Source organism: Enterobacter sp. 200527-13 (assembly GCF_027924865.1).
Classification (GTDB): domain Bacteria; phylum Pseudomonadota; class Gammaproteobacteria; order Enterobacterales; family Enterobacteriaceae; genus Enterobacter; species Enterobacter ludwigii.
On sequence record NZ_BSCM01000001.1, the window covers coordinates 575,842 to 601,670 of the forward strand.

The window sequence follows — 25,829 nt, forward strand, 5'->3', positions numbered from 1 at the left end:
TCTGAGTGCAGCGAGCGCGTTGTTATCTTCTGGGGGAAACGGCAGTGGTTCTGGAGCTGGAACCGCCAGTGACCCTTGCCACGCAAAAGCGTATCTGGCGGCTAACGCAGCGCCTGGCCGATGTGCCTGAAGTGGTTGAAGCGATTCCGGGTATGAATAACATCACCGTGGTGCTGCGTAATCCGCATACGCTGGCGCTGGATGCTATTGAACGTTTGCAGCGCTGGTGGGAAGAGAGCGAGGCGCTGGAGCCGGATTCCCGGACAATTGAGATCCCGGTGGTGTATGGCGGCGAGCATGGACCCGATCTTGGCGTGGTGGCGGAACACTGCGGATTAACGGAAAAGCAGGTGGTTGAATTGCACGCCTGCGTTGATTACGTGGTCTGGTTCTTAGGTTTCCAGCCGGGCTTCCCCTATCTGGGGGGGCTCTCACCGCAATTGCATACGCCGCGTCGCGCCGAACCCCGCCTGAGCGTGCCGGCGGGCACGGTGGCTATCGGTGGTGAGCAGACCGGCATTTATCCTCTGACGTCACCGGGGGGCTGGCAGCTTATCGGGCATACGTCCAGGCCGTTATTTGAACCAGGGCAGGAGGTTCCCATACTCCTTCGTCCCGGCGATACCCTGCGCTTTATCCCGCAGAAGGAGGGGGTATGTTAACGCTGATTCGCGCCGGGCTTTACACGTCCGTACAGGATGCCGGCCGCTTTGGCATGCGCCAGTCGGGCGTGAGCTACTGTGGTGCGCTGGACAGGCCTGCGCTGGAGATTGCTAACTTGCTGGTGGGCAACCCTGGCAGCACGGCGGCACTCGAAATTACGCTTGGCCAGTGTGTGATTGAATTCGGCGAGGAGGCCTGGTTTGCCTTAACCGGGGCCGCCTGTGACGCCGAGCTGGATGGCAAAGCGGTCTGGACAGGCTGGCGGCTGCGGGCGAAAGCCGGGCAGCGTCTGACCCTTAAACGTCCTGTGCACGGCGTGCGAAGCTATCTTGCGGTCGCAGGAGGGATTGATGTGCCAGAAGTGCTGGGTTCATCCAGCACCGATCAGAAAGCCGGCATTGGCGGTCATGAAGGGCGCCTGCTGCGTGACGGCGATCGTCTGGCGATTAAACCCTCAACGCGCCACTTCTCGACGGCCCAGGGGGTAAAACAGCTGTTATGGACCAACCAGATCCGTGCCTTACCGGGGCCGGAATATCAGGAGTTCGATGAAGTCGCTCAGGAGACGTTCTGGCGTTCGCCGTGGAAGATCAGCCCCCAAAGTAACCGTATGGGATACCGCCTGCAGGGGCAGCCATTGACCCGTACGACAGATCGGGAATTGCTCTCACACGGTTTATTGCCTGGCGTTATTCAGGTACCGGGTAACGGTCAGCCGATCGTGCTGATGAACGATGCGCAAACTACGGGGGGATACCCGCGTATTGCCTGCATCATTGAAGCAGATCGCTACCATCTGGCGCAAATTCCTCTCGGACAGCCGATTCATTTTGTGCAATGTTCGCTGGAGGAGGCGCTGAAGGCACGCCAGGATCAGCAGCGTTATCTGGAACAACTGGCATGGAGGCTCGATGGCAAAGATTGATTTAAACGCCGATCTGGGTGAGGGCGGAAGTGCCGATGCTGAACTGATGACGCTGGTCTCTTCGGTCAATATTGCCTGCGGGTTTCACGCGGGTGACGCGCAAACCATGCTGGACAGCGTGCGTAATGCGATTAAGCACGGCGTGGCGATAGGGGCACATCCCAGTTTTCCTGACAGGGATAATTTTGGCCGCACGGCAATGGATCTCCCTCCTGAGACGGTGTATGCCCAGACGCTTTATCAAACGGGCGCGCTGGAGGCGATTGTGCGTTCCCAGCAGGGCGTGCTGCGCCATGTGAAACCCCACGGCATGCTCTACAATCAGGCGGCCAAAGATCCGGCTCTCGCGGATGCCATTGCCCGCGCGGTGCGGGACTGCAACCCGCAGCTCATCCTGGTGGGGCTGGCGGGGAGCGAGCTTATTCGCGCGGGACAGCGGCTGGGGTTAACCACCCGTCAGGAAGTTTTTGCTGACAGAGGGTATCAGCCGGACGGCAGCCTGGTTCCCCGTTCACTGCCCGGTGCGCTTATTACCGATGAATCACAGGCGCTGGCGCAAACGCTGGCGATGGTATGTGAGGGCTCGGTAAAGGCAATTGATGGTTCAACGGCCAGAGTCCAGGCGGATACGGTGTGTTTACACGGCGATGGTGAGCATGCGCTGCAGTTTGCCCGCCGCTTACGGACGGCCTTTGCGGAGCAGGGTATTCTCGTGAGTGCATGACATAACGATAAGGACAGAAAAATGCCTGAAGGCCCGGAGATCCGCCGTGCAGCGGATAGCCTCGAGGCGGCGATAAAGGGCAAACCGCTGACGGATGTCTGGTTTGCTTTTCCTCAACTGAAACCGTTTGAAGCCCAGCTGGTGGGGCAGACGGTGACGCACATTGAAACGCGCGGCAAAGCGCTGCTCACGCATTTCTCCCATAACCTGACGTTATATAGCCATAATCAGCTGTACGGCGTTTGGCGCGTGGTGAAGGCAAACGAGCAGCCGCAAACAACCCGCGTGCTGCGCGTCAGGCTCCAGACGGCAGACAACGCGGTTCTGCTCTACAGCGCATCCGATATCGAAATGTTAACGCCAGAGCAGCTGCTCACTCATCCGTTCCTGCAGCGCGTCGGGCCGGATGTGCTGGATATGAGCCTGACCCCGGGCGAGGTGAAAGCCCGTCTGGTGTCACCTCGGTTTCGTAACCGACAGTTTTCCGGATTGTTGCTCGATCAGGCGTTTCTGGCTGGATTAGGAAATTACCTGCGGGTGGAAATCCTCTGGGAGGTGGGCCTGGCGGCGCAGCATAAGGCATCGCAACTCAGTGATGAACAGCTGGAGGCGTTATCCCACGCACTGCTGGATATCCCGCGCCTGTCCTACAACACGCGTGGCGTGGTGGATGACAACAAGCACCATGGGGCATTGTTCCGCTTTAAGGTGTTTCATCGTGAAGGGAAGGCGTGTGAGCGGTGCGGCGGGTTAATTGCGAAAACCACGCTGTCATCGAGACCGTTTTACTGGTGTCCGCACTGCCAGAAGTAAAATGAAAACGGTAACCCAGGGGGTTACCGTTTTTAATGTCTTCACTCTCTCGGAGTAAGAGAGGGATGGGGTGAGGACATCAGGCCACACCCCGTTAACATCAGCGTTTGATGTCAGACTTAAAATCACGCTGCTCGTAGCCAGTATACAGCTGACGAGGACGGGCGATTTTCATGCCTTCGCTGTGCATTTCGTTCCAGTGCGCAATCCAGCCAACGGTACGTGCCATGGCGAAGATCACGGTGAACATGGAAGACGGAATGCCCATCGCTTTCAGAATAATGCCAGAGTAGAAATCGACGTTCGGGTAGAGTTTCTTCTCGATGAAGTACGGGTCGTTCAGCGCGATGTGCTCAAGCTCCATCGCCACTTCCAGCAGGTCGTCTTTTGTACCTAGCTCTTTCAGCACTTCGTGGCATGTTTCACGCATAACGGTAGCGCGTGGGTCGTAGTTTTTGTACACACGGTGACCGAAGCCCATCAGACGGAAGGAGTCATTCTTGTCTTTCGCGCGACGCACGAATTCAGGAATGTGCTCAACGGAGCTGATCTCTTCCAGCATCTTCAGTGCCGCTTCGTTCGCGCCGCCGTGCGCCGGTCCCCACAGGGAGGCGATACCCGCAGCGATACAGGCGAACGGGTTCGCGCCTGAAGAGCCTGCGGTACGGACGGTGGAGGTGGAGGCGTTCTGTTCGTGGTCGGCGTGCAGGATCAGAATACGGTCCATCGCACGTTCCAGTACCGGGTTCACTTCGTACTCTTCACATGGCGTGGAGAACATCATGCGCAGGAAGTTACCGGCGTAGGAGAGGTCGTTACGTGGATAAACAAACGGCTGGCCGATGGAGTATTTGTAACACATCGCTGCCATTGTCGGCATTTTGGACAGCAGGCGGAACGCCGCGATATCGCGGTGACGTGGATTATTCACGTCCAGCGAGTCGTGGTAGAACGCTGCCAGCGCACCGGTAATACCGCACATCACCGCCATTGGGTGAGAATCACGACGGAAAGCATGGAACAGACGGGTGATCTGCTCATGAATCATGGTGTGACGGGTGACGGTGGTTTTGAATTCATCGTATTGTGCCTGCGTCGGTTTTTCGCCGTTCAGCAGGATGTAGCACACTTCCAGATAGTTGGATTCGGTGGCTAACTGATCGATGGGGAAGCCGCGATGGAGCAGGATACCTTCGTCACCATCAATGAAGGTGATTTTGGATTCGCAAGATGCGGTAGAGGTAAATCCAGGGTCGAAGGTGAATACACCTTTAGAACCCAGCGTACGGATATCAATAACATCCTGACCGAGCGTGCCTTTTAGCACATCCAGTTCAACAGCAGTGTCACCATTTAGGGTGAGCGTTGCCTTTGTATCAGCCATTTACGGTCTCCTTAGCGCCTTATTGCTTAAGACTGCCAATTACCGGATTTGCATTCTGCTGATTTCTCACCGTTACCAGTTTGTTATTTGGCTTACCGCTCAGCTCACGAGGAGAAACCAGGGTACAGAGCTATGGCGCCTTGCAGGTAAAAACATGAAAAATCAGTGAAACAACAGCAAATCAGTGTCTTCGCAGTCCGAATTATTCAAACCTGTATATCACTAATAACTGTCCTGATAACTTCGGTCAATACCATCACACTGTTACATAACTATTTGTCAGGTGAAAGTGAGACCTCATAACTTTTGCGCATTATATGCCTTTTCTGATGACGTTTGTAACAATATTGTTTAACATTTGTCAAATCAGATGATTAAAAATTAAAAAGATGTTGTTATCGTGACCCTGATCACTGTTCCAGAGAAAACCCGACAAACTGTATGTAGGTTAATTGTAATGATTTTGTGAACGGCCTATACTGCCGCCAGGTCTCCGGAACACCCTGCAATCCCGAGCCACCCAGCGTTGTAACGTGTCGTTTTAGCATTTGGAAGCAATGTTTTGCATGACGCGCAGTTATAGAAAAGGAACGCTGTCTGACCCGCATCGCAGTCCGGAGGAAGGAAACAATAAGAACAGCATGTGGGCGTTATTCATGATAAGAAATGTGAAAAAACAAAGACCTGTCAATCTGGATCTCAAAACGATCCGGTTCCCTGTAACAGCAATAGCGTCCATTCTGCACCGCGTTTCTGGTGTGATTACGTTTGTGGCGGTCGGCATTCTGCTGTGGTTACTGGGTACCAGCCTCTCTTCTCCTGAAGGATTCCTCCAGGCCTCTGCCATCATGAACAGCTTCTTCGTGAAATTTATCATGTGGGGCATTCTGACTGCGCTGGCGTACCACGTTGTCGTGGGCATTCGTCATATGCTGATGGACTTTGGCTACCTGGAAGAGACTTTCGAAGCCGGTAAACGCTCCGCTAATATTTCATTTGTATTGACTGTCGTGCTTTCACTTCTCGCAGGAGTTCTCGTATGGTAAGCAACGCCTCCGCATTAGGACGCAACGGCGTACATGACTTCATTCTGGTCCGTGCTACCGCCATCGTTCTCACCCTTTATATCATCTATATGATTGGTTTCTTCGCGACCAGCGGCACGCTGACGTGGGAAATCTGGAGTGGGTTCTTCGGATCTGCCTTCACCAAAGTGTTCACCCTGCTGGCTCTGTTCTCCATCCTTATTCATGCCTGGATTGGTATGTGGCAGGTGTTGACCGATTACGTTAAACCACTGGCGATTCGCCTTCCTCTGCAGCTGGTCATTGTCGTTGCACTGGTGGTTTACGTTATTTATGGATTCGTTGTGGTGTGGGGTGTGTAATGAAACTGCCAGTCAGAGAATTTGATGCTGTTGTGATTGGTGCTGGTGGCGCAGGTATGCGTGCAGCACTGCAAATTTCCCAGAGCGGCCAGACCTGTGCGCTGCTCTCTAAAGTCTTCCCGACCCGTTCCCACACTGTCTCCGCGCAGGGCGGTATTACCGTTGCGCTGGGCAATTCCCATGAAGATAACTGGGAATGGCACATGTATGACACGGTCAAAGGTTCCGACTACATCGGCGACCAGGATGCTATCGAATATATGTGTAAGACTGGCCCGGAAGCGATTCTGGAGCTGGACCACATGGGGCTGCCGTTCTCCCGTCTGGAAAATGGCACCATTTATCAGCGTCCGTTTGGCGGCCAGTCGAAAAACTTCGGCGGCGAGCAGGCGGCACGTACTGCAGCTGCGGCTGACCGTACCGGTCACGCACTGCTGCACACGCTGTATCAACAGAACCTGAAAAACCACACGACTATTTTCTCCGAGTGGTATGCGCTGGATCTGGTGAAAAACGCCGATGGCGCCGTTGTAGGTTGTACCGCGCTGTGTATTGAAACCGGTGAAGTGGTCTACTTCAAAGCGCGTGCTACCGTGCTGGCGACCGGCGGTGCAGGCCGTATTTATCAATCTACCACCAACGCCCACATCAACACCGGTGACGGCGTAGGTATGGCTATCCGCGCCGGCGTACCGGTGCAGGATATGGAAATGTGGCAGTTCCACCCAACCGGCATCGCCGGTGCCGGCGTGCTGGTAACAGAAGGCTGCCGTGGTGAAGGGGGTTACCTGCTGAACAAACACGGCGAGCGCTTCATGGAGCGTTATGCCCCGAATGCGAAAGACCTGGCGGGTCGTGACGTGGTGGCGCGTTCCATCATGATCGAAATCCGTGAAGGCCGCGGCTGTGACGGCCCATGGGGTCCACACGCGAAGCTGAAACTCGACCATCTGGGTAAAGAGGTTCTGGAATCACGTCTGCCAGGCATTCTGGAGCTGTCTCGTACCTTCGCGCACGTCGATCCAGTGAAAGAGCCTATCCCGGTAATTCCAACCTGTCACTACATGATGGGCGGTATTCCGACCAAAGTGACCGGCCAGGCGCTGACCGTGAACGAGCAGGGTGAAGACGTTGTTATCCCGGGCCTGTTTGCCGTCGGTGAAATTGCCTGCGTATCCGTACACGGTGCAAACCGTCTGGGCGGGAACTCCCTGCTTGACCTGGTGGTATTTGGTCGTGCGGTAGGTCTGCATCTGCAAGAGTCTATTGCCGAGCAGGGTGCGCTGCGTGATGCCACCGACGATGAAATTGATGCGTCGCTTGAGCGTCTGAACCGCTGGAACGGCAACCGTAATGGTGAAGATCCGGTGGAAATCCGCAAAGCGCTGCAGGAATGTATGCAGCACAACTTCTCGGTATTCCGTGAAGGGGATGCGATGGCCAAAGGTCTTGAGCAGCTGAAAGCGATCCGCGAGCGTCTGAAAAATGCCCGTCTGGACGACACGTCCAGCGAGTTCAATACCCAGCGCGTTGAGTGTCTGGAGCTGGATAACCTGATGGAAACGGCGTTCGCTACCGCGATGTCGGCAAACTTCCGTACCGAGAGCCGTGGCGCGCATAGCCGCTTCGACTTCCCGGATCGTGACGATGAAAACTGGCTGTGCCATTCCCTGTATCTGCCAGAGTCGGAATCCATGACGCGTCGTAGCGTCAATATGGAACCGAAACTGCGTCCGGCGTTCCCGCCGAAGATTCGTACTTACTAATGCGGAGACAGGATAATGAAACTCGAATTCTCAGTTTATCGTTATAACCCGGATGTAGATGATGCTCCGCGTATGCAGGATTACACCCTGGAAGCGGAAGAAGGCCGTGACATGATGCTGCTGGATGCCTTAATCCAGCTGAAAGAAAAAGATCCGACACTGTCGTTCCGTCGCTCATGCCGTGAAGGCGTTTGTGGCTCTGACGGTGTGAACATGAACGGTAAAAATGGTCTGGCCTGCATCACGCCAATTTCAGCGTTGCAGCGCGCGGGCCAGAAAATTGTTATCCGTCCTTTGCCAGGTCTGCCAGTCGTTCGTGATTTGGTGGTAGACATGGGGCAATTCTATGCACAATATGAGAAGATTAAGCCTTACTTATTGAATAATGGGCAAAATCCACCGGCTCGTGAGCACTTACAGTCTCCTGAGCAGCGTGAAAAACTCGATGGTTTGTACGAGTGTATTCTCTGTGCATGTTGCTCGACCTCTTGCCCGTCGTTCTGGTGGAACCCGGACAAGTTTATCGGCCCGGCCGGTCTGCTGGCTGCCTATCGCTTCCTGATCGATAGCCGCGACACCGAAACCGACAGTCGTCTGGAAGGACTGAGTGATGCTTTCAGCGTATTCCGCTGCCATAGCATCATGAACTGCGTCAGTGTATGTCCTAAGGGACTGAACCCGACGCGCGCCATCGGCCATATTAAGTCGATGCTGCTGCAGCGCAGTGCATAAGTAACAGGAGGGGAGCGTTGTTCCCCTCGCCCTGACCCTCTCCTGACAGGAGAGGGGATAAAATGTAGGAAACCTCTAAAAACTGCCCCGAGGTGCAGACAGTTTTTAAAGGTTCCTTCGCGAGCCCAAGACAACATAAGAGCTCGCAGGTGAACCCCGGCACGTACGTGTTGTACGTGGTAGTTTCTACGGCGAAAGTAAGCATAAAAATGCTTAAGGGATCACGATGCAGAACGGCGCAATGAAAGCCTGGCTGGACTCTTCTTACCTCTCTGGTTCAAACCAGAGCTGGATAGAACAGCTCTATGAAGACTTCTTAACCGATCCTGACTCAGTGGACGCAAACTGGCGTTCCATGTTCCAGCAGTTACCTGGCACTGGAGTCAAACCGGATCAATTCCATTCCAAAACACGTGATTATTTCCGTCGTCTGGCGAAGGATGCCTCACGTTACTCTTCTGCGATTTCCGACCCTGACACCAATGCGAAGCAGGTTAAAGTCCTGCAGCTTATCAACGCTTATCGCTTCCGTGGTCACCAGCATGCGAATCTCGATCCGCTGGGACTGTGGAAACAAGATCGTGTGGCGGATCTCGATCCGGCGTATCACGATCTGACCGAGGCCGATTTCCAGGAAAGCTTTAACGTAGGTTCCTTTGCCATCGGCAAAGACACGATGAAGTTGGGCGAGTTGATTGACGCGCTCAAGCAAACCTACTGCGGCTCCATCGGCGCGGAATATATGCACATCACCTCTACAGAAGAGAAACGCTGGATCCAGCAGCGCATCGAATCTGTGGCGGGACACGCGAATTTCTCTGCTGAAGAGAAAAAACGCTTCCTCAGCGAACTGACCGCAGCAGAAGGCCTTGAACGCTATCTGGGCGCGAAATTCCCGGGTGCGAAACGCTTCTCGCTGGAAGGCGGCGACGCGCTGGTACCTATGCTGAAAGAGCTGATTCGTCACGCGGGCAAAAGCGGTACCCGTGAAGTGGTGCTGGGTATGGCGCACCGCGGTCGTCTGAACGTACTGGTCAACGTGCTGGGTAAAAAACCGCAGGACCTGTTCGACGAATTCGCGGGCAAACATAAAGAACACCTCGGCACCGGTGACGTGAAGTACCACATGGGCTTCTCGTCTGATATCGAAACCGAAGGCGGTCTGGTTCACCTGGCGCTGGCGTTTAACCCGTCACACCTGGAAATCGTGAGCCCGGTGGTTATCGGTTCTGTGCGTGCGCGTCTGGATCGTCTGGACGAGCCGAGCAGCAACAAAGTTCTGCCAATCACCATTCACGGTGACGCGGCAGTCACAGGGCAGGGCGTGGTTCAGGAAACGCTGAACATGTCCAAGGCGCGTGGTTACGAAGTGGGCGGTACCGTTCGCATTGTTATCAACAACCAGGTGGGCTTCACGACTTCTAACCCACTGGATGCGCGTTCTACCCCGTACTGCACCGACATCGGTAAGATGGTTCAGGCACCGATCTTCCACGTTAACGCGGATGACCCGGAAGCCGTGGCGTTCGTTACCCGTCTGGCGCTGGACTACCGTAACACCTTCAAACGCGATGTGTTCATCGACCTGTTCTGCTACCGCCGTCATGGCCACAACGAAGCTGACGAGCCAAGTGCAACGCAGCCGCTGATGTATCAGAAAATCAAAAAACACCCGACGCCACGCAAAATCTATGCTGACAAGCTGGAAGGCGACAACGTGACGACGCTGGAAGATGCGACCGAAATGGTCAACCTCTACCGCGACGCGCTGGATGCGGGTGAATGCGTAGTGAAAGAGCTGCGCCCGATGAACATGCACTCCTTTACCTGGTCGCCGTACCTCAACCACGAGTGGGATGAGAGCTACCCGAACAAGGTAGAGATGAAGCGCCTGCAGGAGCTGGCTAAACGCATCAGCACCGTACCAGACGCTATCGAGATGCAGTCTCGCGTAGCGAAAATTTATGCTGACCGTCAATCAATGGCGGCGGGCGAGAAGCTGTTCGACTGGGGCGGGGCGGAAACACTGGCTTACGCAACGCTGGTTGATGAAGGCATTCCTGTTCGTCTGTCCGGTGAAGATGCGGGCCGTGGCACCTTCTTCCACCGTCACGCGGTAGTTCACAACCAGACTAACGGTTCAACCTATACTCCGCTGCAGCATGTCCATAACGGTCAGGGTCAGTTCAAGGTATGGGACTCCGTCCTGTCTGAAGAAGCGGTACTGGCATTCGAATACGGCTACGCCACTGCGGAACCGCGCACCCTGACTATCTGGGAAGCGCAGTTCGGTGACTTCGCCAACGGTGCCCAGGTCGTTATCGACCAGTTCATCTCGTCCGGCGAGCAGAAATGGGGCCGTATGTGTGGCCTGGTGATGCTGCTGCCACACGGTTACGAAGGTCAGGGTCCGGAGCACTCCTCCGCCCGTCTGGAACGTTATCTGCAGCTCTGCGCTGAGCAGAACATGCAGGTCTGCGTGCCGTCCACCCCGGCTCAGGTCTACCACATGCTGCGTCGTCAGGCGCTGCGCGGTATGCGCCGTCCGCTGGTGGTCATGTCGCCAAAATCCCTGCTGCGCCACCCGCTGGCGGTGTCCAGCCTGGACGAACTGGCGAACGGCACCTTCCTGCCTGCCATCGGTGAGGTTGACGAACTGGATCCGCAGGCCGTTAAGCGTGTTGTGATGTGTTCTGGTAAGGTTTATTACGACCTGCTGGAACAGCGCCGTAAGAACGACCAGAAAGATGTCGCCATCGTGCGTATCGAACAGCTTTATCCATTCCCGCACCAGGCGGTGCAGGAAGCGTTGAAACCATATGCTCACGTGCATGATTTTGTCTGGTGCCAGGAAGAGCCGCTCAACCAGGGCGCCTGGTACTGCAGTCAGCATCATTTCCGTGAAGTCATTCCATTTGGGTCTGCCCTGCGTTATGCAGGTCGCCCGGCCTCCGCCTCTCCGGCGGTAGGGTATATGTCCGTTCACCAGAAGCAGCAACAAGATCTGGTCAATGACGCGCTGAACGTCGATTAATTAAAGGATACATAATGAGTAGCGTAGATATTCTTGTTCCCGACCTGCCTGAGTCCGTAGCAGATGCGACCGTCGCCACCTGGCACAAAAAACCGGGCGATAGCGTTAAGCGCGATGAAGTGCTGGTAGAAATCGAAACTGACAAAGTGGTACTGGAAGTACCGGCTTCAGCGGATGGCATTCTGGATGCAGTCCTGGAAGACGAAGGGACAACCGTAACCTCCCGTCAGATTCTGGGTCGCCTGCGTGAAGGCAACAGCGCGGGCAAAGAGTCCAGCGTGAAGTCTGACGAAAAAGCGTCTACCCCAGCCCAGCGTCAGCAGGCCTCTCTGGAAGAGCAGACTAACGACGCGCTCAGCCCGGCGATCCGTCGCCTGCTGGCCGAGCACAACCTGGATGCGGCTGCCATTAAAGGCACCGGTGTCGGTGGTCGTCTGACCCGTGAAGATATCGAGAAGCACCTGGCGAAAGCCCCTGCTCAGGCAGAAGCTAAAGCGCCAGCAGCGGCAGCGGCGCCGGCAGCACAGCCTGCGCTGGGTGCCCGTAGCGAAAAACGCGTGCCGATGACTCGCCTGCGTAAGCGTTTGGCTGAGCGTCTGCTGGAAGCGAAAAACTCCACCGCGATGCTGACCACTTTCAACGAAGTGAACATGAAGCCAATCATGGACCTGCGTAAGCAGTACGGTGACGCGTTTGAAAAACGTCACGGTATCCGTCTGGGCTTTATGTCCTTCTACGTGAAAGCGGTTGTTGAAGCGCTGAAACGCTACCCGGAAGTTAACGCCTCTATCGATGGCGATGACGTGGTTTATCACAACTACTTCGACGTCAGCATGGCAGTCTCTACGCCACGTGGTCTGGTTACCCCGGTTCTGCGTGATGTCGATACTCTGGGTATGGCTGACATCGAGAAAAAGATTAAAGAGCTGGCTGTAAAAGGTCGCGACGGCAAGCTGACCGTAGACGATCTGACCGGCGGTAACTTCACCATTACCAACGGCGGCGTTTTCGGTTCACTGATGTCTACCCCGATCATCAACCCGCCGCAGAGCGCGATCCTGGGTATGCATGCCATTAAAGATCGTCCAATGGCGGTAGACGGCAAAGTTGAGATCCTGCCAATGATGTATCTGGCACTCTCTTACGATCACCGTCTGATCGACGGCCGTGAGTCCGTGGGCTTCCTGGTGGCCATTAAAGAGCTGCTGGAAGATCCAACGCGTCTGCTGCTGGACGTCTAGTTTTAGCAGTCTTGCCCGGCGGCGCGTTGTCTGCCGGGCCTACAAAAGCACTACCTAACGATTACCTGAAGGATGGATAGAACACATGAACTTACATGAATATCAGGCCAAACAGCTGTTTGCCCGGTATGGCTTACCGGCTCCGGTGGGTTATGCCTGTACTACCCCGCGTGAAGCAGAAGAAGCCGCATCTAAAATCGGTTCCGGCCCTTGGGTAGTTAAGTGTCAGGTTCACGCTGGTGGCCGTGGTAAAGCGGGCGGTGTGAAGGTTGTTAAGAGTAAAGAAGAGATTCGTGCGTTTGCTGAACATTGGCTCGGCAAGCGTCTGGTAACGTACCAGACAGATGCGAACGGTCAGCCTGTCAACCAGATCCTGGTTGAAGCTGCAACTGACATCGCGAAAGAACTGTACCTGGGCGCGGTTGTTGACCGTAGCTCCCGTCGTGTGGTGTTCATGGCGTCTACCGAAGGCGGCGTGGAAATCGAGAAAGTGGCAGAAGAGACGCCACACCTGATCCACAAAGTGGCGATCGATCCGCTGGCAGGCCCAATGCCTTACCAGGGCCGTGAGCTGGCGTTCAAACTGGGCCTGGAAGGCAAGCTGGTTCAGCAGTTCACCAAGATCTTCATGGGTCTGGCCACCATCTTCCTGGAGCGCGACCTGGCGCTGATCGAGATCAACCCGCTGGTCATCACCACTCAGGGCGACCTGATCTGCCTCGACGGCAAACTGGGCGCTGACGGCAACGCACTGTTCCGCCAGCCGGATCTGCGTGAAATGCGCGACCAGTCTCAGGAAGACCCGCGTGAAGCGCAGGCTGCACAGTGGGAACTGAACTACGTAGCGCTGGATGGCAACATCGGCTGCATGGTTAACGGCGCAGGCCTGGCGATGGGCACCATGGACATCGTTAAGCTGCACGGCGGTGAGCCTGCAAACTTCCTCGACGTGGGCGGTGGCGCAACCAAAGAGCGTGTAACCGAAGCGTTCAAAATCATCCTCTCTGACGACAACGTCAAAGCCGTGCTGGTTAACATCTTCGGCGGTATCGTGCGTTGCGACCTGATCGCAGACGGTATCATCGGTGCGGTAGAAGAAGTGGGTGTTAACGTCCCGGTTGTGGTGCGTCTGGAAGGTAACAACGCTGAACTCGGCGCGAAAAAACTGGCTGACAGCGGCCTGAATATTATTGCAGCGAAAAGTCTGACGGATGCAGCTCAGCAGGTTGTTGCCGCAGTGGAGGGGAAATAATGTCAGTTTTAATTAATAAAGATACCAAGGTTATCTGCCAGGGCTTCACCGGTAGCCAGGGGACTTTCCACTCCGAACAGGCGATTGCCTACGGCACGCAGATGGTTGGTGGCGTAACGCCAGGTAAAGGCGGCACCACGCACCTGGGCCTGCCGGTATTCAACACCGTGCGCGAAGCAGTTGAAGCGACGGGCGCGACCGCGACCGTTATCTACGTTCCGGCTCCGTTCTGCAAAGACTCGATTCTGGAAGCGATTGACGCGGGCATCAAGCTCATCATCACCATCACCGAAGGTATCCCGACGCTGGATATGCTGACCGTGAAAGTGAAGCTGGATGAAGCTGGCGTGCGCATGATCGGCCCGAACTGCCCGGGCGTTATCACCCCAGGCGAATGCAAAATCGGCATCATGCCGGGTCATATTCACAAACCGGGTAAAGTGGGTATCGTCTCCCGTTCCGGTACGCTGACCTATGAAGCGGTTAAGCAGACTACCGACTACGGTTTCGGCCAGTCCACCTGTGTGGGCATCGGTGGTGACCCCATCCCAGGTTCTAACTTCATTGATATCCTGAAAATGTTCCAGGAAGATCCGCAGACCGAAGCGATCGTGATGATCGGTGAAATCGGCGGTAGCGCAGAAGAAGAAGCGGCTGCGTATATCAAAGAACATGTGACCAAGCCGGTGGTCGGTTATATCGCAGGTGTGACAGCGCCGAAAGGTAAGCGTATGGGTCACGCAGGCGCGATTATCGCAGGCGGTAAAGGTACGGCTGATGAGAAATTCGCCGCGCTGGAAGCCGCAGGCGTGAAAACCGTTCGCAGCCTGGCGGATATCGGCGAAGCACTGAAATCCATCATTAAGTAAATCCTCTCTGCTCTCTGTAAAAGGGAGCGTTGAAGTAATAAGTGTCCGTTTCGACATGGTTGGCCGCTGTAAAGCGGCCTTTTTTAATGCCTGCGTTTTGCGACCAGTGTGAATTTGTAATCGTCGCTGTTAAACACGTTACGGCTGTATTCAAACACCCGCCCATCCTTCAGAAAGCCGCGTGACACCTTTTCCAGTATCGGTTTTGCCGGATCCAGCGCCAGCGCGTCGATCGCCTCCTGTGAGGGCATGATCGGAACCAGTTCCTGTTCACTGCGATCGATAACCATCTTCTTGATCTGTTCGATGTAGTGATATTTGGAATTTTCCATCACCTCCCAGGTGAGGTCGGCGAACATCGCCAGCGGCATCCACGTCTCTTCCAGATTCACCGGTTTTTGCTTAATAAAGCGCACCCGTTTGACATGCCACACTTTGTCATCCGGGCGAATGTTAAGCGTCTCAGCCAGTTTCACATCCGCTTTGATCACTTCGAATGTTTTTACGTCGCTGTGGGTATCGACGTTTCGGTCCGCCAGTTTTTCATAAAAGCCGGTAAGCTGATAAATGTCGTAATTGACGCGCTCCTCTCTCACATAGGAGCCGCTGCCCTGAATGCTCTCGATAATCTGCTCTTCAGTGAGGAGCTTCAGTGCCTGCCTCACCGTGACGCGACTGACGCTAAATGTCTCCTGCAGGCTGGATTCCGTCGGTAACGCATCACCGGGTTTTAACTCACCGGCGGTAATTTTCTCGCGAAGCGCATCCGCTATCTGCCGGTACATCGGTTTATTGCCCATGTCGTCTGCCTTCTAATACCTTTTCACGGAATTATGCCTCCAGCACAGAATTTGTAAATAATACAAATTAAATACAAATTATCGGTGTTAGTGAAAATGATCACATAAAGGTATCAGTTCGTCTGTCACAATCGATCCTGAACAATTACCCTTGAGTGTGAGGATCCTGATGAACCTGACGACCCTGACCCATCCCGACGCTGTCTGCGTGCAGGCGCAGTACACCAGTCGTGATGAAGCAATACGCCAGCTCACGATGCGGCTGGTGACGCTCGGCAAAATTACCGACGGCAATGCGTTTTTAACCGAAGTCTTTCATCGGGAATCGCTAGGCCCTACCGCGCTCGGCGAAGGGCTGGCAGTCCCGCATGGTAAATCAGCGGTGGTGAAAGAGGCGGCTTTTGCCGTAGCCACCCTGTGTGAACCGCTGAACTGGGAAGGCGTGGATGGCCCGGAAAATGTCGAGCTGATTTTCCTGCTTGCCATTCCGCTGGCTGAAGCTGGCTCAACCCATATCCAGGTGCTGACGGAACTCACTTCTCGTCTGGCGGATGAAACTCTTCGGGCGCGCGTCATGGCGGCTACCACGGCAGCAGCGCTACTCGCCGCGCTGGACGATGCGCCACAGGAAGATGGCGTTGTCGCGTTCGTGGATGCGCCAACCATCGTTTGTGTAACTGCATGCCCCGCCGGCATTGCGCATACCTATATGGCAGCTGAGTATCTGGAAAAAGCGGGGCGTAAGCTTGGCGTAAATGTGGTGGTGGAAAAGCAGGGGGCGAACGGTATCGAAGGGCGGTTGACCGCGCAGCAGTTACGCTCTGCTCAGGCCTGTATCATTGCCGCAGAAGTGGCTCTCAAAGAGAGCGAGCGTTTTCAGGGCATCCCGACGCTGTCCGTGCCGGTCGCGGAACCGCTTCGCCATGCCGAAGCGCTTATTAAGCGTGCGTTGGCCTTACCCCCCGCGGAAACGGATCGCCAGGTGCACACCGGCAATGATGTGAGCAAGAGCCTTAAGACGGAGCTTAAGCAGGCCCTGCTCAGCGGTATTTCCTTTGCCGTGCCGCTGATTGTGGCGGGAGGCACGGTGCTGGCCGTCGCGGTATTGCTGGCACAGATGTTGGGATTACAGCATCTGTTTGAGCAAGAGAACTCATGGCTGTGGATGTATCGCAAACTCGGCGGGGGGATGTTAGGCACGTTAATGGTGCCGGTGCTGGCCGCGTATACCGCCTACTCGCTGGCAGATAAACCTGCTCTGGCGCCGGGTTTTGCGGCCGGTCTTGCCGCCAATATGATCGGTTCAGGTTTTTTAGGGGCGATTGCAGGTGGCCTGATTGCCGGCTATCTGATGCGCTGGGTGAAAAACCATATCCGTCTGAGTCAGCGTTATAACGGCTTTTTAACCTATTACCTCTACCCGGTGATTGGCGTGCTGGGCGCGGGCAGCCTGATGCTGTTCGTGATCGGCGAGCCGGTCGCGTGGATCAACACCTCCCTCACGGCATGGCTTAACGGGCTCTCCGGTGCCAATGCGCTGCTACTGGGCACTCTGCTCGGTTTTATGTGCTCGTTCGATTTAGGGGGACCGGTCAACAAAGCGGCCTATGCGTTCTGTCTGGGGGCGATGGCCAACGGCGTTTACGGGCCGTATGCCATTTTTGCTTCCGTCAAAATGGTCTCGGCTTTTACCGTCACGGCTTCAACCATGCTGGCACCGCATCTCTTTAAACCGTTTGAAATCGAAACCGGCAAGTCGACGTGGCTGCTGGGCCTTGCGGGGATCACCGAAGGGGCAATTCCGATGGCCATTGAAGATCCGCTGCGGGTGATTGGCTCGTTTGTTGTTGGCTCGATGGCAACAGGGGCGATTATCGGTGCAATGGGCATCGGGTTGTCTACGCCGGGAGCGGGCATCTTCTCTCTCTTTTTACTGCATGACGCGGGGATGGGTGGCGCGATCGCGGCGGCAGGCTGGTTTGGCGCTGCGCTGGGGGGAACGACGCTCTCTACGCTCATCTTACTGTTCTGGCGACGTCAGGGCGTAAAAAAAGGCAAATACCTGACGGAAGACGTCACGCCATAAATTCATTTACAGGAAACGAAGATGAAAGCTGTATCTCGCGTTCATATCACGCCACATATGCACTGGGACCGTGAGTGGTATTTCACCACCGAAGCGTCGCGGATCCTTTTGGTCAATAACATGGAGGAGATCCTGAACCGTCTGGAGCAGGACGAAGAGTATAAATACTACGTTCTTGATGGACAGACCGCGGTACTGGAGGATTACTTCGCCGTCGTGCCGGACAACCGGCCCCGGGTAAAAGCGCTGGTTGAGCGCGGAAAGCTGATTATCGGGCCGTGGTATACCCAGACCGACACCACGATAGTCAGCGGCGAATCGATCGTTCGCAACCTGATGTACGGGATGCGCGACTGCATGGAATTCGGTGAGCCGATGAAAATAGGGTATCTGCCGGATTCGTTTGGCATGTCCGGGCAACTTCCGCATATCTATAACGGCTTTGGTATCACCCGCACGCTGTTCTGGCGCGGATGTTCTGAGCGTCACGGCACCGATAAAACAGAATTTTTATGGCAGAGCGCAGACGGCAGCGAAGTCACGGCGCAGGTACTACCGCTGGGCTACGCGATTGGTAAGTACTTACCGGAGGATGAAGCGGGGCTGCGTAAACGGCTCGATACCTGGCTTACATTGCTGGAGAACGCTTCCGTGACGAAAGAGATTCTGCTGCCTAACGGTCACGACCAGATGCCCCTCCAGCAGAACATTTTCGCGGTGATGGATACCCTTCGAAAGATGTACCCGCAGCGGAAATTTGTGATGAGCCGGTTCGAGGAGGTCTTTGAACATACTGAAGCGCACCGTGACGAACTGGCGACGCTGAAAGGGGAGTTTATCGACGGCAAATACATGCGTGTACACCGGACAATCGGCTCCACACGGATGGACATCAAAATTGCCCACGCCCGCATTGAAAACAAAATCGTGAATATCCTCGAACCGCTGGCGGCGCTCGCCTGGATGCTGGGCTTCGAGTATCACCACGGTTTGCTGGAGAAAATGTGGAAAGAGATCCTCAAGAATCATGCTCACGACAGTATTGGCTGCTGCTGCAGCGACAAAGTGCATCGTGAGATTATGGCCCGGTTTGCGCTCGCTGAAGACATGGCCGATAACCTCACGCGTTTCTCGATGCGCAAGATTGTCGACAATATGCCGCAAAGCGAGGCCGACAAGCTGGTGATGTTCAATCTGATGCCCTGGCCCCGTGAAGAGGTGATTAACACCACCCTTCGTCTGCGCGCGAGCCAGTTCCGGTTGCGGGATGATAAAGGCAATGAGATCCCCTGTTTTATTCGCCGCGCCCGGGAAATAGACCCGGGGCTGATTGACCGGCAAATCGTGCACTATGGTAATTACGATCCGTTTATGGAGTTTGATATCCAAATCTGTCAGATCCTGCCCGCGATGGGATACCGCACGCTTTACATCGAGCCCCAGGTTCCTGAAAAGAGGCTTCCCGCGAGGGCAAAAACGGATGCTCTGCTGGAAAACGCCTTCTGGCAAATTGATATAAATGACGATGGCACGCTGCGCCTGCGTGATAAAGAATCCGGACTTATTTATGACCGCGTACTGGAAATTGAAGAGGGGTCGGATGATGGCGATGAGTACGACTACTCGCCTTCACGGGAAGAGTGGCGGCTCACTTCAGCGCACGGGCAGCATCATGTTGAGGTGACACAGGAAGCCTGGCAGAGCAGGGCGGTGATCCAGCATCGCATCGCCGTTCCGGCAAACCTGGCCGAGCGGTCGGCCCGCCTGCGCAATGGCGCTCTTGCGGTTGAATTTGAGGTTACTCTCAGCCATAACAGCAGGCGTGTAGATGTTGTGGCGCGTCTGGATAATCAGGCTGACGATCACCGGGTCCGCGTACTTATCCCGACGCCGTTTATGACGCAGCAGGTACTGTCAGATACGCAGTTTGGCTCCATAGCGCGCCCGGTTCGCGATGACGCGATGGCTAACTGGCAAGAAGAGGGCTGGAAAGAGGCACCGGTTCCCGTCTGGAATTTACTTAACTACGCCGTGCTGCAGCAAGAACGAAACGGGCTTGCCCTGTTCACAGAAGGGTTACGCGAATTTGAAGTGGTGGGGGAGGCGGAAAAAGCGTTTGCTCTGACCCTTTTACGCGGTGTGGGCGTGCTGGGAAAGGAAGATTTGCTGTTGCGCCCGGGCCGGCCGTCCGGCATAAAAATGGCCGTTCCGGACTCGCAGCTTCGGGGCAGGCTCGATTGCCGTTTTAGCCTTCTGAGTTTTAGCGGCTCTCCCGAGAACGCCGGCGTTGCTCAGCAGGCGAAAGCGTGGCTTACCCCCGTCCAGTGTTATAACAAAATCCCCTGGGATGCCATGAAGCTTAACCGTGCGCCGTTCAGCACGCCGGACAGATACAGCCTGTTGACACTTTCGCCGACAGGCTGTGTTATGAGCGCGATAAAAAAGGCGGAGGATCGGGAAGCGCTTATCCTTCGTCTGTTCAATCCGTCGGAATCTGTGTCCTGTGATGCCTCTTTATCGTGGAATCAGGCGCTTAAAGGCTGTTGCGAGACGAATTTAAATGAACAGGTACTGACTGGCAGGGGAGAAGAAAAGGGCATTACGGGCCTGTTCAGGCCTGGGCAATCGCGGACTTTTAGCCTGAAAACGGAAAGGTAGCGTCTGAAGTGAACAAAAGGCTGCGCGCAGGGCAGCCTTTTTTATTGAATAGTCACATTGTGGTGTTAATTTTAAGCGTGTCGCAGGTAAAATAAATGTAATTATCTGCGGCTATCGTCGCACAATGGAAAAAAAACGCGCTGACGACTACCTTTATACGTTAACGCGAATGTAAAGATGCGTTGTTCTTCAGCGTTAAAATAAATCACGTCTGTTTATATTCTTTCTTGCTTTTGATAACTCCAAATATCTCGTCGTACACATAGCATTAACAAGGTTTTTACCATTCTCACCACATTTAAACATGGTTAACAGAAACGGTGCTTTTTGATTTAAATCAAAGTTTAATCCTTGGAAAAAGGTGTCGAAAGGCGGTAAATTGTCCCCGATCAAAATGGCTGAAAAGTGGTAATTTTGCTATAAATTGATCGCCGTCGAAAAACGTAAATGTGATTCAATAAAAACCTGTTTATTGTAAGGGTTTTGCAGCGTATTATATTTGCGGGATCAATTTGAGTTTTTTATTAACGTATTTGTAACCTATCGTCATTGCTTTTATCCTTTCTCAGGCTAAGCGCGACGACATGGATGCGAATAATTTGTATTGGGGCATGTGTGTGAATCCTTTTCTAACGGGGTTCACTCTCGGAGTCTTCATGCGATGAGCAAGGAGTCATGATGTTAGATATAGTCGAACTGTCGCGCTTACAGTTTGCCTTGACCGCGATGTACCACTTCCTGTTTGTGCCACTAACGCTCGGTATGGCGTTCCTGCTGGCCATCATGGAAACGGTCTACGTCCTCTCCGGCAAACAGATTTATAAAGATATGACCAAGTTCTGGGGCAAGTTGTTTGGTATCAACTTTGCACTGGGCGTGGCTACCGGTTTGACCATGGAGTTCCAGTTCGGGACTAACTGGTCTTACTATTCTCACTACGTTGGGGATATCTTCGGTGCGCCGCTGGCCATTGAAGGTCTGATGGCCTTCTTCCTCGAATCCACCTTTGTAGGTCTGTTCTTCTTCGGTTGGGACCGTCTGGGCAAGGTCCAGCATATGGCGGTGACCTGGCTGGTGGCACTCGGTTCGAACCTGTCCGCACTGTGGATCCTGGTCGCGAACGGCTGGATGCAGAACCCTATCGCGTCTGATTTCAACTTCGAAACCATGCGTATGGAGATGGTCAGCTTTGCCGAGCTGGTGCTGAACCCGGTCGCACAGGTTAAATTCGTTCACACCGTGGCGTCTGGCTATGTGTGCGGCGCGATGTTTGTACTGGGCATCAGCTCTTACTACATGCTGCGTGGTCGTGACTTCGCGTTTGCTAAGCGCTCCTTTGCTATCGCTGCAAGCTTCGGTATGGCTGCAATCCTCTCTGTTATCGTGCTGGGTGATGAATCCGGTTACGAAATGGGTGACGTGCAGAAAACCAAACTGGCCGCTATCGAAGCCGAATGGGAAACCCAACCCGCGCCTGCTGCCTTTACTCTGTTCGGTGTTCCCGACCAGGATGCACAGGAAAACCGCTTCGCCATTCAAATTCCTTACGCGCTCGGCATCATTGCTACCCGCTCCGTCGACAAGCAGGTGACGGGTCTGAAAGAGCTGATGGTGCAGCATGAAGGCCGTATCCGTAACGGTATGAAAGCTTACGCGCTGCTGGAGCAGCTGCGTGCGGGTTCTACCGACCAGGCCGTGCGTGACCAGTTCAACGATGTGAAGAAAGATCTGGGTTACGGTCTGCTGCTGAAACGCTATACCCCGAACGTCTCCGACGCGACGGAAGCGCAAATCCAGATGGCGACCAAAGACTCCATTCCACGCGTGGCGCCACTGTACTTCGCATTCCGTATCATGGTGGGCTGCGGCATCATCATGCTGCTGATCATTGCGGCGTCCTTCTGGTCCGTGATTCGTAATCGCATCGGTGAGAAAAAATGGCTGCTGCGTACCGCGCTGTATGGTATCCCACTGCCGTGGATTGCTATCGAATCCGGCTGGTTTGTTGCGGAATATGGCCGTCAGCCATGGGCGATCGGTGAGGTGCTGCCAACGGCGGTAGCGAACTCCTCTCTGACTGCAGGCGATCTGATCTTCTCCATGCTGCTGATTTGTGGTCTGTACACCCTGTTCCTGGTGGCTGAACTGTTCCTGATGTTCAAGTTCGCGCGCCTTGGCCCAAGCAGCCTGAAAACCGGTCGCTATCACTACGAGCAGTCCGGTGCGACTACTCAGCCGGCACGCTAAGACAGGAGTCATCAAATGATCGATTATGAAGTATTGCGTTTTATCTGGTGGCTGCTGGTCGGTATTCTGCTGATCGGTTTCGCAGTCACTGACGGTTTCGACATGGGGGTGGGGATGCTCACCCGTTTCCTCGGTCGTAATGACACCGAGCGTCGAATCATGATTAACTCCATCGCCCCGCACTGGGACGGTAACCAGGTGTGGCTGATCACCGCAGGCGGCGCGCTGTTCGCTGCCTGGCCGATGGTCTACGCGGCTGCGTTCTCCGGTTTCTATGTGGCGATGATTCTGGTGCTGGCTTCTTTATTCTTCCGTCCGGTTGGTTTCGACTACCGTTCCAAGATTGAAGACACCCGCTGGCGCAACATGTGGGACTGGGGCATCTTCATTGGTAGCTTCGTTCCACCGCTGGTGATTGGCGTGGCGTTCGGGAACCTGCTGCAGGGTGTACCGTTCCACATCGATGAATACATGCGTCTTTACTACACCGGTAACTTCTTCCAGCTGCTGAATCCGTTTGGTCTGCTGGCAGGCGTGGTGAGTGTGGCAATGATCATTACCCAGGGTGCGACCTATCTGCAGATGCGTACCGTAGGTGAACTGCATCTTCGCTCTCGTGCAACGGCGCAGGTTGCTGCGCTTATTACCCTGGTGTGCTTCGCACTGGCCGGCGTATGGGTGATGTACGGTATCGACGGTTATGTCATTACGTCTGCAATTAACCACACGGCACCGTCTAACCCGCTGACGAAAGAAGTGGCACGTCAGGCTGGCGCGTGGCTGGTGAACTTCAATAATATGCCTGTTCTGTGGGCTATTCCGGCACTGGGTGTGTTGCTGCCGCTGCTGACGATACTGACGTCACGTCTGGAAAAAGGTGCCCTGGCATTTGTATTTTCCTCACTGACGCTGGCGTGCATTATTCTGACTGCAGGTATCGCGATGTTCCCATTCGTCATGCCGTCCAGCACGATGATGAATGCAAGCCTGACCATGTGGGATGCAACGTCCAGCCAGCTGACGCTTAACCTGATGACGTATGTTGCTTGCGTGTTCGTACCGATTATTCTGCTGTACACCGCCTGGTGTTACTGGAAAATGTTCGGTCGTATCACGAAAGAAGATATTGAAAGCAACACTCATTCTCTGTACTAAGTAAGGAGCTGAATATGTGGTATTTCGCATGGATTTTAGGGACGCTTCTTGCCTGTGCATTTGGTGTCATTACTGCCCTGGCGCTTGAGCACGTCGAAGCGTCTAAAGCAGGTGAAGACAAACACTAATGAACATTATCGCGACGCTTTACGCGGTAATGGATAAGCGCCCGTTAAGGGCGCTTTCTTTAGTGATGGCATTACTGCTGGCAGGTTGTATCTTCTGGGAACCTTCGCGCTTTGCAGCGAAGACCAGCGAGCTTGAGATCTGGCACGGCTTCCTCATTATGTGGGCGGTGTGCGCAGGTGTGATCCACGGCGTAGGCTTTCGTCCGAAAGCGCTGCACTGGCAGGGGATTTTCTGCCCACTTATCGCCGATCTGGTGCTTCTCGCTGGCTTGATTTTCTTCTTCTTCTGAATAAGAAATGTCCGTTAATGATATGGGCTTACCCTGGCCCATAAAAATTTACTCTCCGTTTACTTTCTCCCATTCCAAACCATCTTTCCCGCGCGTATAGTAGCGAAGTTTAAAAGCTCTAACTTTTGTTGCATTACCGGGATGTAAAGTGAATACAACGCTGTTTCGATGGCCGGTTCGTGTCTATTACGAAGATACCGATGCCGGGGGGGTGGTTTACCACGCCAGCTACGTTGCTTTTTATGAACGGGCACGCACAGAGATGCTGCGCCATCATCACTTTAGTCAACAGGAGCTGTTGGCTGAGCGAGTTGCCTTCGTGGTTCGCAAGATGACGCTTGAGTATTTTGCGCCTGCCAGACTCGACGATATGCTCGAAGTCCAAACTGAAATTACATCAATGCGCGGAACCTCAATGGTTTTCACGCAGCGGATAGTCAATGCAGAAAATACGGTACTGAACTCAGCTGAAGTCCTGATCGTCTGTGTTGATCCAACCATAATGAAGCCTCGTGCGCTTCCTAAGTCTATTGTCGCGGAGTTTAAGCAGTGACTGACATGAATATCCTTGATTTGTTCCTGAAGGCAAGCCTTCTGGTTAAACTTATCATGTTGATTTTGATTGGTTTTTCAATCGCATCCTGGGCCATCATCATCCAGAGAACGCGTATCCTCAATGCGGCTGGCCGTGAAGCAGAAGCGTTTGAAGATAAGTTCTGGTCGGGTATTGAGCTTTCTCGTCTGTATCAGGAAAGCCAGGGACGCCGTGATAACCTCGTAGGCTCCGAACAGATTTTCTATAGCGGATTCAAAGAGTTTGCTCGTTTGCATCGCGCAAACAGCCACGCGCCTGAAGCGGTTGTGGAAGGTGCCTCGCGTGCGATGCGTATCTCCATGAATCGCGAGCTGGAAAACCTTGAAACGCATATTCCTTTCCTGGGAACCGTTGGTTCCATCAGCCCGTATATCGGTCTGTTTGGTACGGTCTGGGGGATTATGCACGCCTTTATCGCCCTGGGGGCGGTGAAGCAGGCGACGTTGCAGATGGTTGCCCCGGGTATTGCAGAAGCACTGATTGCGACCGCTATCGGTCTGTTTGCGGCGATCCCGGCGGTTATGGCTTACAACCGTCTGAACCAGCGCGTGAATAAACTGGAACTGAACTACGACAACTTTATGGAAGAGTTCACCGCGATTCTGCACCGTCAGGCGTTTACCAGTACCGAGAGTAACAAGGGGTAAACCATGGCCAGATCGCGTGGACGAAATCGTCGCGAGCTCAAGTCCGAAATCAATATCGTTCCACTGCTGGACGTTCTGTTGGTACTGCTGCTGATCTTCATGGCGACAGCACCCATCATTACCCAGAGCGTGGAGGTTGATCTGCCGGATGCGACAGAATCACAGGCGGTAAGCACCAATGACGATCCTCCGGTCATCATTGAGGTTTCCGGTGTAGGGCAATACAGCGTAGTGGTAGAAAAAGATCGTATGGATCAACTGCCACCTGAGCAGGTTATTGCTGAAGCGCAGCGACGCCTGGAGTCAAATCCGAAAACGGTCTTCTTAATCGGTGGCGCGAAAGACGTACCATACGATGAAATTATTAAAGCGCTGAACTTGCTACATAGTGCGGGCGTTAAGTCAGTTGGCTTAATGACTCAGCCTATTTGAT

At 54.3% G+C, this 25,829-nt stretch carries 23 protein-coding genes; 21 read left to right on the forward strand and 2 right to left on the reverse strand.

Features of this window, described 5'->3' with window-relative positions; translation table 11 throughout:
* The first annotated feature begins 5 nt into the window (after window positions 1–5).
* Genes pxpB through nei form a run of 4 tightly spaced genes read left to right on the forward strand, consistent with a single transcriptional unit; the run spans window position 6 to window position 3,125 of the window.
* On the forward strand, window positions 6–662 hold the full coding sequence (gene pxpB, locus QMG44_RS02705; protein ID WP_014169163.1) for a 5-oxoprolinase subunit PxpB: 657 nt from the start codon (window positions 6–8) through the stop codon (window positions 660–662).
* On the forward strand, window positions 656–1,588 hold the full coding sequence (gene pxpC, locus QMG44_RS02710; protein ID WP_086532786.1) for a 5-oxoprolinase subunit PxpC: 933 nt from the start codon (window positions 656–658) through the stop codon (window positions 1,586–1,588). Before pxpB ends, pxpC begins: the two co-directional genes overlap by 7 nt.
* Window positions 1,575–2,312, forward strand: coding sequence for a 5-oxoprolinase subunit PxpA (gene pxpA / locus QMG44_RS02715; RefSeq protein WP_014169165.1), 738 nt, complete (start codon window positions 1,575–1,577; stop codon window positions 2,310–2,312). The genes pxpC and pxpA overlap by 14 nt, the downstream gene beginning before the upstream one ends.
* A gap of 21 nt (window positions 2,313–2,333) precedes the next feature.
* A complete protein-coding gene (nei, locus tag QMG44_RS02720; RefSeq protein ID WP_014169166.1) occupies window positions 2,334–3,125 on the forward strand; it encodes an endonuclease VIII in 792 nt (263 codons plus the stop codon).
* A 100-nt stretch (window positions 3,126–3,225) separates the two neighbouring features.
* On the opposite strand, the gene QMG44_RS02725 is transcribed toward nei, so the two are convergent.
* Complete coding sequence (locus QMG44_RS02725) at window positions 3,226–4,509, reverse strand: citrate synthase (protein WP_014169167.1); 1,284 nt, start codon at window positions 4,507–4,509, stop codon at window positions 3,226–3,228.
* Between the two features lie 641 nt (window positions 4,510–5,150).
* On the opposite strand from QMG44_RS02725, the gene sdhC reads away from it, so the two are divergent.
* From sdhC to sucD, 8 genes are all read left to right on the forward strand, one after another.
* Entirely contained in the window at window positions 5,151–5,555 is a 405-nt protein-coding gene (gene sdhC, locus QMG44_RS02730) for a succinate dehydrogenase cytochrome b556 subunit (protein WP_025204654.1), read from the forward strand.
* A complete protein-coding gene (gene sdhD, locus QMG44_RS02735) occupies window positions 5,549–5,896 on the forward strand; it encodes a succinate dehydrogenase membrane anchor subunit (RefSeq protein ID WP_010428702.1) in 348 nt (115 codons plus the stop codon). The genes sdhC and sdhD overlap by 7 nt, the downstream gene beginning before the upstream one ends.
* Window positions 5,896–7,662, forward strand: a complete 1,767-nt coding sequence (gene sdhA / locus QMG44_RS02740; protein WP_014883036.1) for a succinate dehydrogenase flavoprotein subunit — start codon at window positions 5,896–5,898, stop codon at window positions 7,660–7,662. The genes sdhD and sdhA overlap by 1 nt, the downstream gene beginning before the upstream one ends.
* 15 nt (window positions 7,663–7,677) lie before the next feature.
* Window positions 7,678–8,394, forward strand: a complete 717-nt coding sequence (gene sdhB / locus QMG44_RS02745; protein ID WP_014169170.1) for a succinate dehydrogenase iron-sulfur subunit SdhB — start codon at window positions 7,678–7,680, stop codon at window positions 8,392–8,394.
* A 226-nt stretch (window positions 8,395–8,620) separates the two neighbouring features.
* Window positions 8,621–11,428, forward strand: a complete 2,808-nt coding sequence (gene sucA / locus QMG44_RS02750; RefSeq protein ID WP_014169171.1) for a 2-oxoglutarate dehydrogenase E1 component — start codon at window positions 8,621–8,623, stop codon at window positions 11,426–11,428.
* Between the two features lie 14 nt (window positions 11,429–11,442).
* Window positions 11,443–12,669 (forward strand): 2-oxoglutarate dehydrogenase complex dihydrolipoyllysine-residue succinyltransferase, encoded by a 1,227-nt coding sequence (gene odhB / locus QMG44_RS02755; protein WP_281852992.1) that lies wholly within the window; start codon window positions 11,443–11,445, stop codon window positions 12,667–12,669.
* Window positions 12,670–12,754: 85 nt separating this feature from the next.
* On the forward strand, window positions 12,755–13,921 hold the full coding sequence (gene sucC, locus QMG44_RS02760) for an ADP-forming succinate--CoA ligase subunit beta (protein ID WP_006809579.1): 1,167 nt from the start codon (window positions 12,755–12,757) through the stop codon (window positions 13,919–13,921).
* Window positions 13,921–14,790, forward strand: a complete 870-nt coding sequence (gene sucD / locus QMG44_RS02765; protein ID WP_014169173.1) for a succinate--CoA ligase subunit alpha — start codon at window positions 13,921–13,923, stop codon at window positions 14,788–14,790. The genes sucC and sucD overlap by 1 nt, the downstream gene beginning before the upstream one ends.
* Before the next feature lie 83 nt (window positions 14,791–14,873).
* Here sucD and QMG44_RS02770 read toward each other — a convergent pair whose 3' ends face one another.
* Window positions 14,874–15,590, reverse strand: a complete 717-nt coding sequence (locus QMG44_RS02770; RefSeq protein ID WP_032681408.1) for a GntR family transcriptional regulator — start codon at window positions 15,588–15,590, stop codon at window positions 14,874–14,876.
* A gap of 169 nt (window positions 15,591–15,759) precedes the next feature.
* Here QMG44_RS02770 and mngA point away from each other — a divergent pair, with 169 nt between their 5' ends.
* The 9 genes from mngA (at window position 15,760) to tolR (ending at window position 25,828) form a co-directional block, all read left to right on the forward strand.
* Window positions 15,760–17,676, forward strand: coding sequence for a PTS 2-O-a-mannosyl-D-glycerate transporter subunit IIABC (mngA, locus tag QMG44_RS02775; RefSeq protein ID WP_086532784.1), 1,917 nt, complete (start codon window positions 15,760–15,762; stop codon window positions 17,674–17,676).
* Between the two features lie 21 nt (window positions 17,677–17,697).
* Window positions 17,698–20,334 (forward strand): mannosylglycerate hydrolase, encoded by a 2,637-nt coding sequence (gene mngB, locus QMG44_RS02780; protein ID WP_086532783.1) that lies wholly within the window; start codon window positions 17,698–17,700, stop codon window positions 20,332–20,334.
* A gap of 678 nt (window positions 20,335–21,012) precedes the next feature.
* Complete coding sequence (cydA, locus tag QMG44_RS02785; RefSeq protein ID WP_020884962.1) at window positions 21,013–22,581, forward strand: cytochrome ubiquinol oxidase subunit I; 1,569 nt, start codon at window positions 21,013–21,015, stop codon at window positions 22,579–22,581.
* A gap of 15 nt (window positions 22,582–22,596) precedes the next feature.
* On the forward strand, window positions 22,597–23,736 hold the full coding sequence (cydB, locus tag QMG44_RS02790) for a cytochrome d ubiquinol oxidase subunit II (RefSeq protein WP_014169180.1): 1,140 nt from the start codon (window positions 22,597–22,599) through the stop codon (window positions 23,734–23,736).
* Window positions 23,737–23,750: 14 nt separating this feature from the next.
* The gene (gene cydX / locus QMG44_RS02795; protein ID WP_014169181.1) at window positions 23,751–23,864 is read left to right on the forward strand and encodes a cytochrome bd-I oxidase subunit CydX; all 114 of its coding nucleotides are present in this window, start codon (window positions 23,751–23,753) and stop codon (window positions 23,862–23,864) included.
* Window positions 23,864–24,154, forward strand: coding sequence for a cyd operon protein YbgE (gene ybgE, locus QMG44_RS02800; RefSeq protein WP_086532782.1), 291 nt, complete (start codon window positions 23,864–23,866; stop codon window positions 24,152–24,154). Before cydX ends, ybgE begins: the two co-directional genes overlap by 1 nt.
* A gap of 148 nt (window positions 24,155–24,302) precedes the next feature.
* A complete protein-coding gene (ybgC, locus tag QMG44_RS02805) occupies window positions 24,303–24,707 on the forward strand; it encodes a tol-pal system-associated acyl-CoA thioesterase (RefSeq protein ID WP_014169183.1) in 405 nt (134 codons plus the stop codon).
* The gene (gene tolQ, locus QMG44_RS02810) at window positions 24,704–25,396 is read left to right on the forward strand and encodes a Tol-Pal system protein TolQ (RefSeq protein ID WP_014169184.1); all 693 of its coding nucleotides are present in this window, start codon (window positions 24,704–24,706) and stop codon (window positions 25,394–25,396) included. Before ybgC ends, tolQ begins: the two co-directional genes overlap by 4 nt.
* A gap of 3 nt (window positions 25,397–25,399) precedes the next feature.
* Entirely contained in the window at window positions 25,400–25,828 is a 429-nt protein-coding gene (gene tolR / locus QMG44_RS02815) for a colicin uptake protein TolR (RefSeq protein WP_014169185.1), read from the forward strand.
* Window position 25,829 lies beyond the last annotated feature (1 nt).

What these genes read in the sequence shown, in the direction of transcription:
- sdhD (WP_010428702.1), top strand. Translation starts at nt 5,549, where the DNA reads ATGGTAAGCAACGCCTCCGCATTAGGACGCAACGGCGTACATGACTTC.
- tolR (WP_014169185.1), top strand. Translation starts at nt 25,400, where the DNA reads ATGGCCAGATCGCGTGGACGAAATCGTCGCGAGCTCAAGTCCGAAATC.
- sucA (WP_014169171.1), top strand. Translation starts at nt 8,621, where the DNA reads ATGCAGAACGGCGCAATGAAAGCCTGGCTGGACTCTTCTTACCTCTCT.
- sdhC (WP_025204654.1), top strand. Translation starts at nt 5,151, where the DNA reads ATGTGGGCGTTATTCATGATAAGAAATGTGAAAAAACAAAGACCTGTC.
- sucD (WP_014169173.1), top strand. Translation starts at nt 13,921, where the DNA reads ATGTCAGTTTTAATTAATAAAGATACCAAGGTTATCTGCCAGGGCTTC.
- QMG44_RS02725 (WP_014169167.1), bottom strand. Translation starts at nt 4,509, where the DNA reads ATGGCTGATACAAAGGCAACGCTCACCCTAAATGGTGACACTGCTGTT.
- cydX (WP_014169181.1), top strand. Translation starts at nt 23,751, where the DNA reads ATGTGGTATTTCGCATGGATTTTAGGGACGCTTCTTGCCTGTGCATTT.
- cydB (WP_014169180.1), top strand. Translation starts at nt 22,597, where the DNA reads ATGATCGATTATGAAGTATTGCGTTTTATCTGGTGGCTGCTGGTCGGT.
- ybgE (WP_086532782.1), top strand. Translation starts at nt 23,864, where the DNA reads ATGAACATTATCGCGACGCTTTACGCGGTAATGGATAAGCGCCCGTTA.
- mngA (WP_086532784.1), top strand. Translation starts at nt 15,760, where the DNA reads ATGAACCTGACGACCCTGACCCATCCCGACGCTGTCTGCGTGCAGGCG.
- sucC (WP_006809579.1), top strand. Translation starts at nt 12,755, where the DNA reads ATGAACTTACATGAATATCAGGCCAAACAGCTGTTTGCCCGGTATGGC.
- QMG44_RS02770 (WP_032681408.1), bottom strand. Translation starts at nt 15,590, where the DNA reads ATGGGCAATAAACCGATGTACCGGCAGATAGCGGATGCGCTTCGCGAG.
- pxpA (WP_014169165.1), top strand. Translation starts at nt 1,575, where the DNA reads ATGGCAAAGATTGATTTAAACGCCGATCTGGGTGAGGGCGGAAGTGCC.
- sdhB (WP_014169170.1), top strand. Translation starts at nt 7,678, where the DNA reads ATGAAACTCGAATTCTCAGTTTATCGTTATAACCCGGATGTAGATGAT.
- pxpC (WP_086532786.1), top strand. Translation starts at nt 656, where the DNA reads ATGTTAACGCTGATTCGCGCCGGGCTTTACACGTCCGTACAGGATGCC.
- mngB (WP_086532783.1), top strand. Translation starts at nt 17,698, where the DNA reads ATGAAAGCTGTATCTCGCGTTCATATCACGCCACATATGCACTGGGAC.
- cydA (WP_020884962.1), top strand. Translation starts at nt 21,013, where the DNA reads ATGTTAGATATAGTCGAACTGTCGCGCTTACAGTTTGCCTTGACCGCG.
- nei (WP_014169166.1), top strand. Translation starts at nt 2,334, where the DNA reads ATGCCTGAAGGCCCGGAGATCCGCCGTGCAGCGGATAGCCTCGAGGCG.
- odhB (WP_281852992.1), top strand. Translation starts at nt 11,443, where the DNA reads ATGAGTAGCGTAGATATTCTTGTTCCCGACCTGCCTGAGTCCGTAGCA.
- sdhA (WP_014883036.1), top strand. Translation starts at nt 5,896, where the DNA reads ATGAAACTGCCAGTCAGAGAATTTGATGCTGTTGTGATTGGTGCTGGT.